15 protein-coding genes and 1 pseudogene are annotated in these 14,441 nt (G+C 58.8%); 11 read left to right on the top strand and 5 right to left on the bottom strand.

Annotated features, from left to right (window positions below):
* Window positions 1-2 precede the first annotated feature (2 nt).
* Together NKI46_RS26445 and NKI46_RS26440 are read right to left on the bottom strand one after the other, a co-directional pair.
* Window positions 3-974, bottom strand: a complete 972-nt coding sequence (locus NKI46_RS26445) for a type II secretion system F family protein (protein ID WP_023738771.1) — start codon at window positions 972-974, stop codon at window positions 3-5.
* Complete coding sequence (locus NKI46_RS26440; RefSeq protein ID WP_352748788.1) at window positions 974-2,359, bottom strand: TadA family conjugal transfer-associated ATPase; 1,386 nt, start codon at window positions 2,357-2,359, stop codon at window positions 974-976. The genes NKI46_RS26445 and NKI46_RS26440 overlap by 1 nt, the downstream gene beginning before the upstream one ends.
* A gap of 974 nt (window positions 2,360-3,333) precedes the next feature.
* Here NKI46_RS26440 and NKI46_RS26435 point away from each other — a divergent pair.
* The 11 genes from NKI46_RS26435 to NKI46_RS26385 all read left to right on the top strand — a co-directional run bounded on the left by NKI46_RS26435 (window position 3,334) and on the right by NKI46_RS26385 (window position 12,898).
* Window positions 3,334-4,212, top strand: a complete 879-nt coding sequence (locus NKI46_RS26435; protein WP_023738774.1) for a phosphatase PAP2 family protein — start codon at window positions 3,334-3,336, stop codon at window positions 4,210-4,212.
* A 468-nt stretch (window positions 4,213-4,680) separates the two neighbouring features.
* On the top strand, window positions 4,681-4,893 hold the full coding sequence (locus NKI46_RS26430) for a Flp family type IVb pilin (protein WP_023738775.1): 213 nt from the start codon (window positions 4,681-4,683) through the stop codon (window positions 4,891-4,893).
* A gap of 98 nt (window positions 4,894-4,991) precedes the next feature.
* Window positions 4,992-6,020, top strand: coding sequence for a Flp pilus assembly protein CpaB (gene cpaB / locus NKI46_RS26425; protein ID WP_023738776.1), 1,029 nt, complete (start codon window positions 4,992-4,994; stop codon window positions 6,018-6,020).
* A 49-nt stretch (window positions 6,021-6,069) separates the two neighbouring features.
* Complete coding sequence (locus tag NKI46_RS26420; protein ID WP_023738777.1) at window positions 6,070-7,515, top strand: type II and III secretion system protein family protein; 1,446 nt, start codon at window positions 6,070-6,072, stop codon at window positions 7,513-7,515.
* A 4-nt stretch (window positions 7,516-7,519) separates the two neighbouring features.
* Entirely contained in the window at window positions 7,520-7,789 is a 270-nt protein-coding gene (locus tag NKI46_RS26415) for a hypothetical protein (RefSeq protein ID WP_352748783.1), read from the top strand.
* A gap of 72 nt (window positions 7,790-7,861) precedes the next feature.
* Window positions 7,862-9,364 carry a pilus assembly protein TadG-related protein gene (locus NKI46_RS26410; protein ID WP_023738779.1) on the top strand — a complete coding sequence of 501 codons (1,503 nt, stop codon included), beginning with the start codon at window positions 7,862-7,864 and terminating at the stop codon, window positions 9,362-9,364.
* Window positions 9,365-9,369: 5 nt separating this feature from the next.
* Entirely contained in the window at window positions 9,370-9,912 is a 543-nt protein-coding gene (locus NKI46_RS26405; protein ID WP_280790903.1) for a TadE/TadG family type IV pilus assembly protein, read from the top strand.
* A 2-nt stretch (window positions 9,913-9,914) separates the two neighbouring features.
* Window positions 9,915-10,565, top strand: a complete 651-nt coding sequence (locus NKI46_RS26400) for a TadE/TadG family type IV pilus assembly protein (protein WP_023738781.1) — start codon at window positions 9,915-9,917, stop codon at window positions 10,563-10,565.
* A complete protein-coding gene (locus NKI46_RS26395) occupies window positions 10,562-11,725 on the top strand; it encodes a CpaE/TadZ family protein (protein ID WP_023738782.1) in 1,164 nt (387 codons plus the stop codon). Before NKI46_RS26400 ends, NKI46_RS26395 begins: the two co-directional genes overlap by 4 nt.
* Window positions 11,709-12,308 (top strand): L,D-transpeptidase, encoded by a 600-nt coding sequence (locus NKI46_RS26390; protein WP_023738783.1) that lies wholly within the window; start codon window positions 11,709-11,711, stop codon window positions 12,306-12,308. Before NKI46_RS26395 ends, NKI46_RS26390 begins: the two co-directional genes overlap by 17 nt.
* Window positions 12,305-12,898, top strand: a complete 594-nt coding sequence (locus NKI46_RS26385) for a hypothetical protein (protein WP_023738784.1) — start codon at window positions 12,305-12,307, stop codon at window positions 12,896-12,898. Before NKI46_RS26390 ends, NKI46_RS26385 begins: the two co-directional genes overlap by 4 nt.
* A gap of 22 nt (window positions 12,899-12,920) precedes the next feature.
* On the opposite strand, the gene NKI46_RS26380 is transcribed toward NKI46_RS26385, so the two are convergent.
* The 3 genes and pseudogenes from NKI46_RS26380 to NKI46_RS26370 form a co-directional block, all read right to left on the bottom strand.
* The gene (locus NKI46_RS26380) at window positions 12,921-13,460 is read right to left on the bottom strand and encodes a hypothetical protein (protein ID WP_023738785.1); all 540 of its coding nucleotides are present in this window, start codon (window positions 13,458-13,460) and stop codon (window positions 12,921-12,923) included.
* A gap of 129 nt (window positions 13,461-13,589) precedes the next feature.
* A complete protein-coding gene (locus NKI46_RS26375; protein WP_156929786.1) occupies window positions 13,590-13,778 on the bottom strand; it encodes a hypothetical protein in 189 nt (62 codons plus the stop codon).
* Between the two features lie 129 nt (window positions 13,779-13,907).
* Window positions 13,908-14,441 (bottom strand): annotated as a pseudogene (locus tag NKI46_RS26370) (integrase core domain-containing protein); the annotation flags it as partial.

The following is a 14,441-nucleotide window of genomic DNA, read 5'->3' as shown; positions in this document are numbered from 1 at the left end:
CGTTAGATATCGAAGTTGACCATTCGATACATCATGTAGTCGCCCAACAGCGCCCAGCCCGCTGAAATTGTCATCGCCGGCAACATAAGCGGATTGTTCCAGACGGTGCCATAGTAGGAGGGCGCGGTGACCTGAAGCGCCAGGAACATCACCACGGGAAACAAGGATATGATCCAGGCCGACATTCGGCCTTCCGCCGTAAGCGCTTTGATCTTCAAGCGCAGTTTTTGCCGTTCACGCAGGACCGACGCAAGATTTCCCAGAATTTCGGTGAGATTGCCGCCGGTCTTGGATTGGATAGAGAGTGAGACCGACAGCAAATGCAAACCCTCGAAGCCGACCCGCTCCGACAACTTCCGTACCGCCTGCTCAAGGCTGAGACCGAAAGTGATCTCGTCGGACACGATGCCGAATTCGGTTCCGAGCGGGTCGGGCATCTCACGTGCGACCAAGCTGATTGCCACCGATGCCGGATGACCGGCCCTCAGCGACCGTACGATCATGTCAAGAGCGTCAGGAAGTTGCTGGGCGAATTTGCGGATTCGCCTGTTGCGCGCTCGCCGTAGAACCAGCAAGGGCAGCACGAAGCCGATGACGAAAAAGGCCACAATCCCCAGAACCACCGGCAGGGCGGTCAGTAACCAGAGGAGAAGCCCTGCAACCGCTCCCGCTAACAGAAAGATTGTTGCGAAGAGGATTGGATTCCCCGTGGTACCCGACTGCGTATAAAGCCTGTTTAAGCCTACTGCTCCGAAAAGGTAGTCGCCGGTGTTGGTCAGGCCTCGCTCGAGCAAAAGACCTTGCAGTGTCTGTTCTGCCGGCCCCTCCTCTTCGAGCCGCTTTAGTCGGCGATTGATAACTCCGACCCTTGCATACCGCGCGGAATACGACACGTAGAGAGACTCGACCGCTAGGATCACCGAGGCGGCTGCCAATACGTAGACGAAATAAAGCAGGGTCTGTCCGGTCAGCATCACAGCGCAACCTGCGGATTGAATGCATCCTTAGCGAAATGATGTCCCAGCGTAGCCGCTTCCGTGGCAAAGCGCGGTCGGACACCCGTTGCCCGAAAATCTCCGATGATGGTGCCGTCGGCTGCGACGTCACGCCGGACAAAATGATAGATTTCCTGGAGCTGGACGACATTGCCTTCCATGCCGGTCAGTTCGGATACGGAGACAACCCGCCTGCCGCCATCGGAAAGACGCTGCGTCTGCACGATGATGTCGATGGCGGATGCGATCTGTGCCCGGATGGCATCATGGGTCATCGGCATTCCGGCCATGCCGACCATCTGTTCCAGGCGCGATATCGCATCTCGCGGCGTGTTTGCATGGATGGTGGTCATCGACCCCTCATGGCCGGTGTTCATGGCCTGCAGCATGTCAAAGGCTTCTTCGCCACGCACCTCGCCGACGATGATGCGGTCGGGTCGCATGCGCAGTGCATTCTTGAGCAGCTCGCGCTGGCGAACCTCACCCTTGCCCTCGGTATTGGGTGGGCGCGTCTCCAGCCGGCCGACATGCGGCTGCTGCAATTGCAGTTCAGCTGCATCCTCAATGGTGATCAAGCGCTCCTTCGAAGGGATGTAGCTGGACAACGCGTTGAGCAAGGTCGTCTTGCCGCTGCCGGTGCCGCCCGAAACCAGGATGGATTTGCGCGACTGCACGGCGATCCGGAGCAAGTCGATCATGGGGGGACGGATCGAGTTGAATGCCATCAGGCGTTCGAGCGAGTAGGGATTTTTTGAGAACTTTCGAATCGAGACCAGCGGGCCATCCACCGAGATCGGCCGCACCGCGATGTTGACGCGCGACCCGTCTGCCAGGCGGGCGTCGACCATCGGCGCGGATTCATCGACACGGCGGCCGATCGCCGAAACGATCTTGTTGATGATGCGCAGCAGATGCGCCTCGTCACGAAAACGAATCGGAGTTTCCTCGATCACGCCGCGCCGCTCAATGAAGACTCGGTTGTGCGTGTTGATCAGGATATCAGCGATGGAGTCGTCCTTGAGCAGCGGTTCGATTGGCCCCAGGCCAAGCATCTCGTCGGCGGTGTCGCTGGTCAATTGATCAAGTTCACGTGCATTCAGCGGCACGTTTCGAATGCGGACAAATTCCCGCACGATCGGCCTGATTTCGTTGAGGATCTCGTCCTTGGTTGCCGTTTCGAGCGCGGCCAGATTGAAGCGGTCGATCAGATGGCGGTGGATCTCGACCTTGAGCGTCAGGAAATCGTCGCCATGTTGTTCAAAGTCTGGCGCCGGGATCGGTGTCGCATTTGACACCGTCACAGCGATCAGTGGCGGCGCTTCTGCCCGCGGCTCATTTGGTCCTTTGATAAAGCGGCCCAACATCGCTCAAGCCCCCCTGAAATTCCCCAGGATCAGAAACTAAGCGTTAACCAAGAGAGGCACAAGCGCCGAGCGAGGCGGTGGACGCTTATTACTTACAACATAGTTAAAGCCGGTGCGCAAAAAAATCGATTTTGTTGCAACGCTGCGCTCGGCCGCCATCACGAACCACCCCCGACTATTCGACATCACGGAATATTTCACATCGCAACGAACGGCATACAAGCGGGAGATGGTCGTAAGCCACTAGATATAAATGAATATGCTGATTCGCTAAATTGACTCGCTTTTCGCCGTAGATGCGGTCACATGGTGAATGAAAGGTTCACGGTGCTTGAAAAAAAAGCCAAATCAAGCTCTCGCTAGAGTTGAATTGGCCCCGGAACTCAATATTCAGGTATTTGAAGGCCAACAAACAGTTAATCGGTTTGACTTTGCTTTTTCGTACGACCTAGGCTCCGGGTGATGCCGGGATGCATGAGTATGGATTTCATCCTTGGCCCGTCTCTTGGCAACAATGTAGCGGACGCCGAAACCGCCATCAGTCCGCGGGAAAACAGCCGGCGCAGATGTGATTGTACGCCGCCGCCTCGGAGATCGACGCCACATATCATTAACCGGGGACCGCTAATGTATCCGCGAACGGGGGCGTCCAATGTTCGATAGGCAGATAGTCCTGATAGTCCTTGCAGGCGCGATTATCGGATCGTCGGCGGTCGGCATTGAACGCTATGTGACAACACCGGCCAAGTCGCAGGCTGTCACCTATGACCCACCACCGCTTCCAATGATCAAGAAGAAGCCAGTCCGAAAATGGAAATGGCGCCTGACTTAGCGGACACTCCGCAATCCGTCCCCGCCTCGCCCCATCTGCCAAACTGGCATGCATTGCCCTGCTGTATGCCGCAGTCGCGGCATGCCTCTTCCCGCGATCGTACCTTTCGGCTTTCGGCGACACTCGCCTGGTACTCTACTACTTGCTTCTGCCGCCGATGATGCTTGTTGGGCTAGCCGTCGCCGGAATGATCAACAGGCCCAAATCTCCTCTCAGCTTCGTACGCGAGAAGCTGGTTTCGCGCGGCATCGGGGCCATCTCGACCATCGCTATCTTCATGGTATGCGTCGCGGCTTTCACGGCCTACAAGCACGACCTGTCCGGCATGGTCACTTTCTTTGCCGATCCATGGCTTGCCGGGGTCGACGCGGCCATTCATTTTGGCGATCCCTGGCGATGGACTCGATCGGTGCCGGTCCCCGCTCCGATCGATAGGGTGCTCTACATACTCTATTCCCAGTTCTGGATCATACAGGTTGCAATGGTTGTCCTGCTTGCGGCCTGGCTGGAGCGGCCCGACGCACGTCAAAGATATTTCGTCGCGTTGATGACCATGGCCATCGTGCTGGGTCTCTGCCTCCGAGTTTTAGGTTCGTCGGCTGGGCCTATCTTCTATGACCGGATTTTTGCTGGATCGCGCTTCGTCGATCTGATGTCAGCGTTGAAAGACAGCAACGCCGGCCCAGATACCCTGAAAATCAGCGACTATCTCTACGCTTCCTACACGACCAATCGAGCCGTGGTCGGCAGCGGCATATCGGCAATGCCGAGCTTTCATGTGGCAATCGTCACCTTGAATGCCCTGTTCCTTTGGAGCCTCAACCGTTGGGTTGGCGCCGCGGCGTGGGCATACGCCGCCGTGATCATGTTCGGGTCCGTCTATTTCGGCTGGCACTACGCCGTCGACGGCTATGTCTCGATTTTGGCCACCTTGCTGATATGGCGCCTGGCAGGCCATGTTCGTTCAGCTGATCCCGACGCGCGACGTCTCAAAGCCGAGCCAGCAAGCCCATATCGATAGAACTAAGGGGGTAGGCCGCAGGACACAATGGCGCATCCCGTTACTTTGCCGAAATTAAAGAGCCAGACCAAAAAAAATCGTTTTATTTTGAAACTCTGCATGTGCAAGCAGACGCCGGCCTCAACTCACGAAACATTTCCCATCGTGACAAGCGCTGTGGCGCCGAATGAGTGCCATAAGCCCTTAGATATAAAGGATTATGCATCTTAGCTAATATAAGGGCCCGTTTACCCGGGGTGTGGCATAATTGTGAACGAATGGTTAAAGCGGCTTGAAAAATTAATCGAATCAAGCTCTTGTCCGAATTGAAGCCGCTCAGATTCAGGCATTGGAAGGTAAACGAATTGTTAATCTGTTTGACTCTGCTTTTTCGCGGGACCTACGATTGAGGTGACGGGGGATGCTTGGGTATGGGGTTCATCCTTGGCTCTGTCTCGTCGGGTTCAACTCCAAAGGGGAGAAATTGACATGAAGAAGCTCATGACGATGGCCCGGCAGTTCCGCGACGACGACAACGGCGCTGCTATGGTCGAATATTCCATCCTGGTCGGCATTATCGCCACCGCGTCTATTCTGATCATCGTCGGCATCGGTTTGTGGGTGACCGGACGTTTCACCGCTCTCTGCGTTGGTCTGAATGCTGGACCTGGCAGTTGCGCCGTGGGTGGCTCGGGTAGCTGATCACTCGCGCTCTCCTCAGGCCCGGACAGGGGGTCCGGGCCTGAGATTTAGCCGCCGGACAAGGCGGCTGAGCAACAAGCCTTCCTGGGGTTGGGGTCATGCGCGCAAATACAATCATAATGATCATTCTCGCCGGCGTGTTCGGCGTGCTGGCGGTTGTGCTCGCCAACATCTGGCTGGCCAACCAGCGCAGTGCCATTGCAAAGACAGGCGATGTCCCTCGCGATACGGTCGTCGTGGCGTCAGTGGCGCTGAAGTTTGGTGACACACTGTCCGCCGACAAATTGCGCGAGGTCGCGTGGCCGACGGGCGCGGTTCCGACTGGCGCCTTCAAGACAACAAAGGACCTGCTGGCCGGAGAAGGTTCGAAGCAGGCGCTGCAGGCGATCGGCGTCAACGAACCAATTCTCGCCACCAAGATCACCGGCCCCGGCCAGCGCGCCACGCTTTCGGCAGTGCTCGGCGAAGGCATGAAAGCCGTTTCCATCAGGGTCAACGACGTGCTTGGCGTTGCCGGATTCGTCTTCCCCGGCGACCGTGTCGATGTCTTGCTGACACGCACGGTGCGCAATGCCGACGGTGTGGACCAGAGTTTTGTCGACGTATTGTTGCAGAGCATGAAGGTGCTCGCCGTCGACCAGGTCGCCGATGAGAGCAAGGACAGCCCCACGGTCGTCAAAGCCGTAACGCTTGAAGTCAGCACCAAGGATGCACAGAAGCTTACCTTGGCCGCCGGCGCCGGGCAATTGTCACTGGCGTTGCGCCAAGCAGCCGCGAGCAAGGGCGAGACGACCGAACGCGTCACGGTATCGGACCTGACTGCCGAAACGCCGGCAGACGTCGCAGCCAGGCAGGCCGAACTCGACAGGAAGGCCGCAGCCGATGCCGCGGCCGCCGCGGACCGTAAGCGCGCGGACGACAAGATTGCCGGGTTGGCACAGGCCGTGGAGAGAGTCGGAAGCCAGCTCGACCAGTTGAGCAAGGTCAAGCCGGTCGTCGCGGCGGCCCCGCAGGAGGTCGCCAAGGAAGTGGTCAAGTATGTTCAGCCGGAGCCGCCAAAGCTGGCGACGGTCGGGGTCTTTCGGGGTGTGAAGCTCGAATCCTATGAAGTGCCGCGACAGAGATAACAATGCGCGGCGCATTGGAGCTGCTATCGGCAGCAGTGGGGAGATACGGATGCAAGGGTTTCGGGTAAGGATAGTGGCGGCCGCGCTGTCCTGTTTGGCTGCGCTGCTGACCTCCAGCCTTGGGGCTGAAGCAGCCGACCGTTACATCGACGTATCGAACCCCAGCGTCCATCGCATCTTCCTGCCGATGTCACAGTCGGTGACGCTCCAGGTGAGCGCCAATCTGGGCGATATCGTCGTCGGCGACGAGAAGATCGCCGATGCTCAGCCGATGACCGATCGCACGCTCTATGTCATCGGCAAGGGCGCCGGCACCACCACGGTCAATCTCTTCTCCCCTGAGAAGCGCTCACTCGGCGTCATCCAGATCGAAGTCGGCGTTGACGTCAGCGACATGGCGCAAGCGATCCGGCAGGTGGCGCCTCGGGCGCGCATCGAGATCGGTTCGATCAACGGCAAGGTCAGGCTCGGCGGCCATGTCAAGGACGGCGCCACGCTGGCATCCATCATGGAAGTGGCGCAGCAATATGGTCCCGACGCCATCATCAATTCCGTCATTGTGGATGATAGCCAGCAGGTCAATCTCGAGGTCCGCGTGCTGGAAGCCAAGCGCAATGCCGGAAGGGATCTTGGCGTGTCGATCAAAAGCACGAATGGCAGCGGCACAACCCGTACAGGAACGGGCATCGCCGCCGCCGACAAAGATAACGTAGTGCTTGGCCCGGGCGGTCTGCTCAGCGGTCTACTGTCGACCAGCAATCCCTTCGCAGCGTTGATCACCCGCGTCATTGACAGCAACATCAAGGTCGACCTGATCATTGAAGCGCTTGAGGCCAAGGGGGTTGTGCGCACGCTGGCTGAACCCAATCTCACCACCTTGTCCGGTGAGCCAGCCAGCTTCAACGCCGGCGGCGAAGTGCCTATCCGTGTCGTCGGGAATGATGGCCAGATAACCATCACGTACAAGCAATTCGGCGTTAATTTACTGTTCACGCCGGTCGTACTCGACGACGGCAAGATCCATATGAAGCTGGCGCCGGAAGTGAGTGACCTCACGGGTTTCACCACCGCCGGCGACCCGATCTTCACCAACCGCAAGCTCGATACCGTCGTCGAACTGCGCGATGGCCAGAGCTTCGCGGTCGGCGGGCTGCTGTCGAGCAAGACCATCAAGCTGCAAAACCAGGTGCCGTGGCTCGGCCAGGTTCCGGTCATCGGGACGCTGTTCCGCAATTCGAGCAACCAGAAGGAAGAGACCGAACTGGTCGTCATCGTCACGCCGCATGTCGTGCGGCCGGTGAAGCCCGGCGAACAGCTGGCGACGCCGTTCGACAAGACACGGCCGGCCAACGATCCGGAATTCTTCGTGCTCGGCCAGCTTGAGGTGAACAAGGATATGATCCGAAAATACGAAACGGGCGACGGAGTGACCGGCCCCTATGGCCACATGCTGGACTTCAAATCGAAGGACAAGATGCTCTATGTCAAGAAATAGCGTCGTGATCCTCATTCTGTGCGCCGGACCACTATCGGGCTGCGCCGCCGACTATCTGAACCACTACGACACGGTGACCCTGGCCGCCGGCGATACGCAGAAATACAATTCGCTGCTGCAGACGGTCGATCCGTTCAATCCGAACGCGAAGAACACACATATCGAAGGTGACGGCACGCGGGGTGCGCTTGTTGCGCGCAACTACAAATTTCCGCCGCCACCGCCGCCACCGCCAGCGATTACGGTGAATGTCGGCACGCCGACCACGAACTAAACAGAAGGATGCGGTTTTATACGCGCCAGACGAACGAGGGGTTCTGGGGCCAGGGGAGCTAAGAGTAACGCCATGTTGCGAATTGTTCGCGCGTTCTGGCACGATCAGAGGGGTATAGCACTCATCCTGGTCAGCATCATGTTGCCGGCGATCGTCGGCTTCTCGCTGTTGGTGATCGACGCGAGCCGGGTCAACAATCTCCACAATGATCTGCAGAAGGCGGCTGACGCCTTTTCGTTGGCTGGGGCCGCAGAGCTCGATGGCCTGCCTGGTTCCTGGGCAAGAGCCGAGCGCGCCATGGCGACGCTGGTCGACAATGAAAGCAATTTCTCGAATTCGGGCCGGTTCACCCTGACCTCCGGGCAACCGGGAGGAGCGCTCAGATGCAACAATTCAGGGAACATCTCCTGGTGTTTCCTGAAGGCAATCCCCGCCGCCGACGGTACGAAGATAACGACGGCCAACCAGGCAACTTATCTTGCCAATTCCGATCCTGCCATTGGCGAAGATGAGACCAAATTCATTCAAGTCACGGTCGCACCGACCGGCTTCAGCGCCTTTTTCCCGGTCTCGTTCCTGTCGAGTTCGGCGAGCGGTTCATTCAGTGTCGGTGCAGTTTCCGTCGCGGGCTTCACGTCGGGTGTTTGCGAGTACACGCCCGTTTTCATGTGCAATCCGTATGAGGATACAAGCATCACCGGCGGCGTCACGCTGGAGCAGGCAGCGCAAACCAGGCAATACCGTCGTCGCCAGATCAAGCTGCGCGGAGACGGGTCTTACTTTCCAGGCAATTTCGCTTTCCTGGCTTCGCCTTTCGGCAACGGCGCCAGTCAGCTCGAAAGGATGCTAGCCGACTCCAAGCCACAGAATTGTTATTCGCGCGATGGCGTCGACACGGAACCGGGACAGAATTCCGGTCCGGTGAAAGATGGCATCAACTCGCGCTTCGGCATCGACGCGTCATCGTTCTCGGACGGGCCTGGGGTCAATGTGCGCAAGGGTGCCATAAACTGGGATCAATTTGTCAAGGACAACAAGGTCGACTACCAAACAGACCCGACCAAAGGCATCGGGCTGGAGCGCGACTCGTGTCAGATCGCCGGCAACTGCACCTTGATGGGTGGCCGCATGGGCGCCGGCGACTGGAACTTCGCGCGCTACTGGGCCGCCAATCATCCGACACGCACCGTGCCGGCGGCTTTGTCCGGCACTGGCGCCGATCTCCCGACGCGGTATGAAGTGTATCGCTACGAGATCGACAACAACGTCGTTTCGGACGCGTCCGTTGGCGGCGAAAAAGGCACGCCTCCTGCCGGGGCCGGCACCCCGATCTCAATCCCCGACCGCCGGTTGCTTTATGGCGCAATCCTGGACTGCAATGCGCTCAAGGCGTCGGGCATGAATTTCAGCGGCCGCCAGACGGGCATTCCGGCCAGGAGATTTGCCAGCTTCTTTATTACAGAGCCGATCATCGACGGTAAGGATATCATGGTGGAACTCGTCGACATCACAGGCAGGGGCGGTAGCGGTACGCTCGACAACTACCTGCGCGACGAAGCCCAGCTTTACCGGTGATGGCGATGATCAGCCTCCTGTTCCGTCACCTCGACAGATTTCGACGCGACCGGCGTGGTACCGCACTTGTCGAAATGGCATTGATCGCGCCGGTGCTGCTGCTTCTGTCGGCGGGCGTGTTCGAATTCGGCAACCTGATCCATGACAAACTGCTGATGGAGGCAGGACTTTCGGACGCAGCCCGCTTCGGCGCGCGCTGCAACAGCAAGATGTACACCGATGCTGGGCTTGCGGCGATCAACTGCGCCGACATCGCTGCCAACATAGCGGTCTTCGGCAATGCGGGAGGCACAGGCAACCCGCGCATCAGTGGCTGGCAGAAATCTGGGGGCGCATCCAACAACGCGACGGTGACAATTGCTGCTATCGCTGACTGTCATGACGCCGTCGTTGCCGGCGTCACCGAATACCGCTCCACTGTTGCGCAGGTCTGCATCGTCAGGGCTACAGCATCCTATCCCTATAGCGACATCGGTATGCTGTCGCTGTTTGGCCTCGGCCCGATCACTTTGGGAGGATTTCACGAGGAGCGGTTGATCCGGTTCTGAAGATGATCAGGCGTTTTGCAAAATCGGAGGACGGCGCGGCGGCGGTGGAAATGGCCATCGTTTCGACGCTGTTGTTTACGCTGACGCTGGGCTTCGTCGATTTCGGCTATGCGCTCTACCAATGGAATGCTGCAACCAAAGCGGTCCAAATTGGTGCACGACTGGCATCGATCTCCGATCCCGTCGTAACCAATCTGACCGCTGCCGCACCCACCACGACGCCAGGCGCGCCGGTTATCGCCGGCGCGTATGGCCCCTTCGTCTGCAAATACACCGGAACCACGGGCGCTTGCAGCAACGGCGGCACGTTCAACGCCACCGATTTCAGCCGCATATTCCGGGGCGACACGGCTGTCACCAACAACGACGACTGTCCGGACATCACGGCAGCCCAGCGGGCCACCATGCGGCTAGGCATGTGCCATTTCTTCCCCGGCCTGCTGCGCAGCAATGTCGTCATCACATATGCCGCCACTGGCCTCGGCTACCAGACACGGCTGGGCGGCCCGGTCCCGACGATCACCGTCAGCCTGCAGAACATGACCTACCAGTTCTTCTTCCTGGGCGGGCTGATGACACGGTTCACCTCCCTCACCATGCCCTCCATGCTGAGCACGGTCACGGGCGAAGACATGAAGGTCTCGTATCCATGAACGCCATCAACACCAAGGTTACACCGACCAAGCGAAAGCAGGTGGCGCTGTTCTCGTCGGATCCGAATTTCAAGCGCGATGTGGCGACGCGGCTCGATGCGCTGGCGATCTACGACGTCAGGGTTTCCGAGACGAGCGACTTCCTTAGGGGGCCGCCCGCGGATACGCGCCCCGGCATCGTCATCCTCGACCTCGGCAATGGCGAGTTGCTCGGAAGGCCGGGCATCGTCGAGGCGCGCGCCCTTTGGGCAACCGTGCCGCTGATCGCGGTCTCAGACGAGCTGTCGTCGGAGCAGACGCGTGTGCTGGTGCGCATGAACGCTTCGGACTGGCTGCACAAGCCGCTCGACGGCAAGGAACTGCTCAACGCGGTGACCTTCCACGACACCGGCAACCAGGGAACCAAAAGCCGCATCATCACCTTCATCAGCGCCAGCGGCGGCGCCGGCGCGACGACGCTCGCTTTGTCGGCGGCCGAATTCCTGGCGTCGAAATCGAAGGAACGCGGGGCTTCCACCTGCCTGGTCGACCTCGATTTCCAGAGCGCCAATTGCGGCGCCTATCTCAACCAGTTCAACCAGTTCGACCTTGGCGGCATTATCGGCCAGCCGGAGAGGCTCGATGTCGAACTGATGGACGTCATCAAGCTCTCGCGCCCGTCCGGGCTGACGCTCTATTCCTTCGAGAGGCCGCAATTGCCTTTTGAACCGCAGGGCAGTGATTTTGTCTTCCGGCTGCTGGACCTCGTCGCCTACCGGTTCGACGACATCGTCATCGACCTGCCGAACATCGAGACGCCTTGGCACAATTCCGTGCTGTCGACGAGCGATGAGATATTCATCGTCTTCGAACTCAACGTCGCCTCGCTGCGGCAAGGCAAACGGCTCTACAAGAAGATCCGTGAGTTGCGTGGCAATGCTGTCAGCATCACGCTGGTGGCCAACAAGCACAAGCGCAAATGGTTCGGCAACCACTTTTCGCGCAGCGAGCTGGAAAAGATCTTCAAGGCGCCGCACATCAAGTCGGTCGCGCTGGACAATGCGCTTCTGACCGATGCGTTGAACCGTGCTATCCTGCCTGCCGAGGTGGATGGGCGTGCGCGCTTCAACAAGGACCTCAAGCGGATGTTCAAAGAGCGGCTCGATGACGCTGCCAAATAGGGGGCGGCCAAGTAGGTATCGGATTGGCCCGGGATTGGCCTATGTCATGAGCATTGCGCTGATGATGCTGGTCCAGGATTTCGCCAGCGCACGATCGGCACTTTCGGATCGGCCGCCGCTGCCGGCAATGGGACCCAGCCTGCGCAAGACTGTTGCCTTCGAGACGACAGAACAGCCCGGAACGATCGTTATCCGAAAGGGCGAGAAAGCGCTTTATCTGGTGACCCGACAGGGCCAGGCGCTTCGCTATCAGATCAGCGTCGGACGCGACGGCTTTGGCTGGACCGGAGTGGTCGAGGTGGGGGCGAAGACCGAATGGCCGGAATGGCGCCCACCCCGCGAAATGCGCGCCCGCCAGCCGGACCTGCCGCAAATGGTGCCTGCCGGTCCTTACAATCCACTTGGCGCCAGGGCGCTTTATCTGCTTCGGAACGGGCGTGACACGCTCTATCGGATACACGGAACCAACGATCCCAAGGGTGTTGGCTTCGATGGAACATCGGGGTGTTTTCGCCTTACCAACACCGATGTGATCGATCTCTTCAGGCGCGTCGCGATCGGCGCAAAGGTGGTGGTTCAATGACGATGATCAGCGAACCGGACATGCCGGCAATCGAGATTGGGACAGCAACCCGCACCGGAGAGCAGGCTGTCGTTGGGAAACCGAGCGACAAAAGCATTATCGGCGCGGTCATCATCGGCACGTCCCTGCTCACCTTCGTGAACATAATAGCCGCAGTCTATCTCTACCGCGGCATCAGCGATGTGCGCTTTCTGGAAGGGCGCCTGGAACAACTCGGGACGTTCGAACAACGAATCGGCAGCCGGTTGGATACGGTCAACAACGGTTTTCAGAGCCGATTTGAAAAACTGGACACTCAACTGCAGAGCAGCTTTGGCGAAATCAACCGGAGCATAGCCCGGCTGGAACAGAACCAGCCTATTGTCCATGACGAAATCACGTCGAGCGCAGCGGAACCTTCCGTCGACACGACCAGCAGCATGGCGGAGGCGCCTGCTGTTCTCGATGGTGAAGACGCGACCGAGCCCAGCGTCGTCGATACACCGCGTCCGCCCAAAAGGAGGATTGCAGCTGCAGCCCCCGCCCCAAGCTCCAACTACCAGCGCATAGAGCAGGCCGACGGCAAGGTTTACTACCGAAAGATCAACTAGCGCTGGAAAAAGGTGGGCTATCCTAGAGATCTCGCTGCAGAGCAACGAGCCTAGCGGCCAGCGCTTCGGCCCGCTGTCGGGTTTCGCTGAGGAAGATGACATGGCAGTAGGCGCATGCCGTCACGCCCAGAAACAGCACAAGGCTGTTCTTCAAGGTGAAATCGACCGTTAGTTGGAACGGAAGGCCGCCGGGTACCGTGAAAGAGGCGATCGTGCTGGCTGTTTCGGAATGGCTGGTGACAGCGATCATCAACCCGGCGAAAAGCAGGGCGACGTGGTTGGCAAGGAAGAAGAACGCGGCCGACCTTCTTGTGCGGCACGCCATCCAGCAAACCATCGACGCGGCGGCCAGCATCAAGGCATCAAGGACCATCGACGACCCGAGATAAAGATCGACCTGTTGCCAGAACATCGTCGACAGCGGCCTTAGTTCAAGCCAGATCCGCCACATTGCGGGACTGGCCGGATGTGCTCCCAGCAAGAAAGTCGCCATGCGCTCCCCTGCCAAGATCAGCAGGATCAGAGCTGGGAAGGCAAAGAGCATTATCGACTTGCGCTTCATGTCACCCTCGACAAACTGGCAACAAGATAGCTTGCAGAGATTGAGCGAGGCTTAACGGACCGTTGCTGGTGCTGCGGCAGCGCAGCCAGCGGCGCAAGCCAGCTGCATATCAGAAAGCGCCATGCGCCATTAGTTGTTTTGGGTGAGCACGAGCGTCACCACCTTCGGCTCGACTCGTTGCAGACATCGTTCCGGAATATTGGGCCACATCGCCTTGGCGCATCCCTCTTCGCCTGGCGCCGGCGCCAGCGAGAGTTCTGAGCTACGGGCTTCCTCGGCGGTCGTAAGGAAGACCTGTGTGGCCAGCGCGGTCGCCATGGATACCTGGACGAGGATAAGGGCGTAAGCGAAACTTCTGATCATCCGCTCGAAACGCTGAATTCGCGAGCTGGTTCCAATGGCCTGCCCACCGGGTAACCACGATCGCGATTTTTGCGCTTCAGTGCCTTAAATGTTTAGTCCCAAGGTTTGATGGGTTGGATCGAGCCTGAATCGTTCGGGCTCTTTTGTCCAGATTTTGCAGATGTATTCAAAGGGCGTGAGGCCCTTGAGGGTCTTCAGTCGACGGCCGAAATTATAGGCTAAGACGAAATCGGCGGGATGCTGGCGCAGTTGGTCATGGCTCTCGTAGTAGAAGGTTTGACGGTCGCATCCTTGATCGTGCGGTTCATGCGTTCGACCTGGCCGTTGGTCCATGGGTGCCTTGGCTTTGTCGTTCGGTGGTCGATATCGGCCTTGGCGCAAGTATGTTCGAAGGCGTGCGCCCATATGATTTCTCCCGCCGCCATGGCTTCCTTGATCAGCGGAACGGCCGAGCCGCCGGCACCTGGGGTCGTGAACTGAATGCCGTTGTCGGTAAGCACTGTGTGGATCTTGTAAGGGACAGCATCAAGAAAATGGCGCAGGAAATCGGCGGAGACCGCTGTCGTTGCCTTCTCGTGCAGCTCGACGAAAGCGAACTTCGAGGTCCGATCTATGGCC

The organism is Mesorhizobium sp. M0615, from assembly GCF_040320805.1.
In the GTDB taxonomy this organism is placed as follows: domain Bacteria; phylum Pseudomonadota; class Alphaproteobacteria; order Rhizobiales; family Rhizobiaceae; genus Mesorhizobium.
The sequence above is the reverse complement of the archived record's forward strand: the minus strand, read 5'-3'. Positions and strand labels throughout refer to the sequence as shown.

Excerpts from the sequence above, each read along its gene's own strand:
- NKI46_RS26445 (WP_023738771.1), bottom strand. The coding sequence starts at position 974 with ATGCTGACCGGACAGACCCTGCTTTATTTCGTCTACGTATTGGCAGCC.
- NKI46_RS26440 (WP_352748788.1), bottom strand. The coding sequence starts at position 2,359 with ATGTTGGGCCGCTTTATCAAAGGACCAAATGAGCCGCGGGCAGAAGCG.
- NKI46_RS26430 (WP_023738775.1), top strand. The coding sequence starts at position 4,681 with ATGAAGAAGCTCATGACGATGGCCCGGCAGTTCCGCGACGACGACAAC.
- cpaB (WP_023738776.1), top strand. The coding sequence starts at position 4,992 with ATGCGCGCAAATACAATCATAATGATCATTCTCGCCGGCGTGTTCGGC.
- NKI46_RS26420 (WP_023738777.1), top strand. The coding sequence starts at position 6,070 with ATGCAAGGGTTTCGGGTAAGGATAGTGGCGGCCGCGCTGTCCTGTTTG.
- NKI46_RS26410 (WP_023738779.1), top strand. The coding sequence starts at position 7,862 with ATGTTGCGAATTGTTCGCGCGTTCTGGCACGATCAGAGGGGTATAGCA.
- NKI46_RS26405 (WP_280790903.1), top strand. The coding sequence starts at position 9,370 with ATGATCAGCCTCCTGTTCCGTCACCTCGACAGATTTCGACGCGACCGG.
- NKI46_RS26400 (WP_023738781.1), top strand. The coding sequence starts at position 9,915 with ATGATCAGGCGTTTTGCAAAATCGGAGGACGGCGCGGCGGCGGTGGAA.
- NKI46_RS26395 (WP_023738782.1), top strand. The coding sequence starts at position 10,562 with ATGAACGCCATCAACACCAAGGTTACACCGACCAAGCGAAAGCAGGTG.
- NKI46_RS26390 (WP_023738783.1), top strand. The coding sequence starts at position 11,709 with ATGACGCTGCCAAATAGGGGGCGGCCAAGTAGGTATCGGATTGGCCCG.
- NKI46_RS26385 (WP_023738784.1), top strand. The coding sequence starts at position 12,305 with ATGACGATGATCAGCGAACCGGACATGCCGGCAATCGAGATTGGGACA.
- NKI46_RS26380 (WP_023738785.1), bottom strand. The coding sequence starts at position 13,460 with ATGAAGCGCAAGTCGATAATGCTCTTTGCCTTCCCAGCTCTGATCCTG.
- NKI46_RS26375 (WP_156929786.1), bottom strand. The coding sequence starts at position 13,778 with ATGGCGACCGCGCTGGCCACACAGGTCTTCCTTACGACCGCCGAGGAA.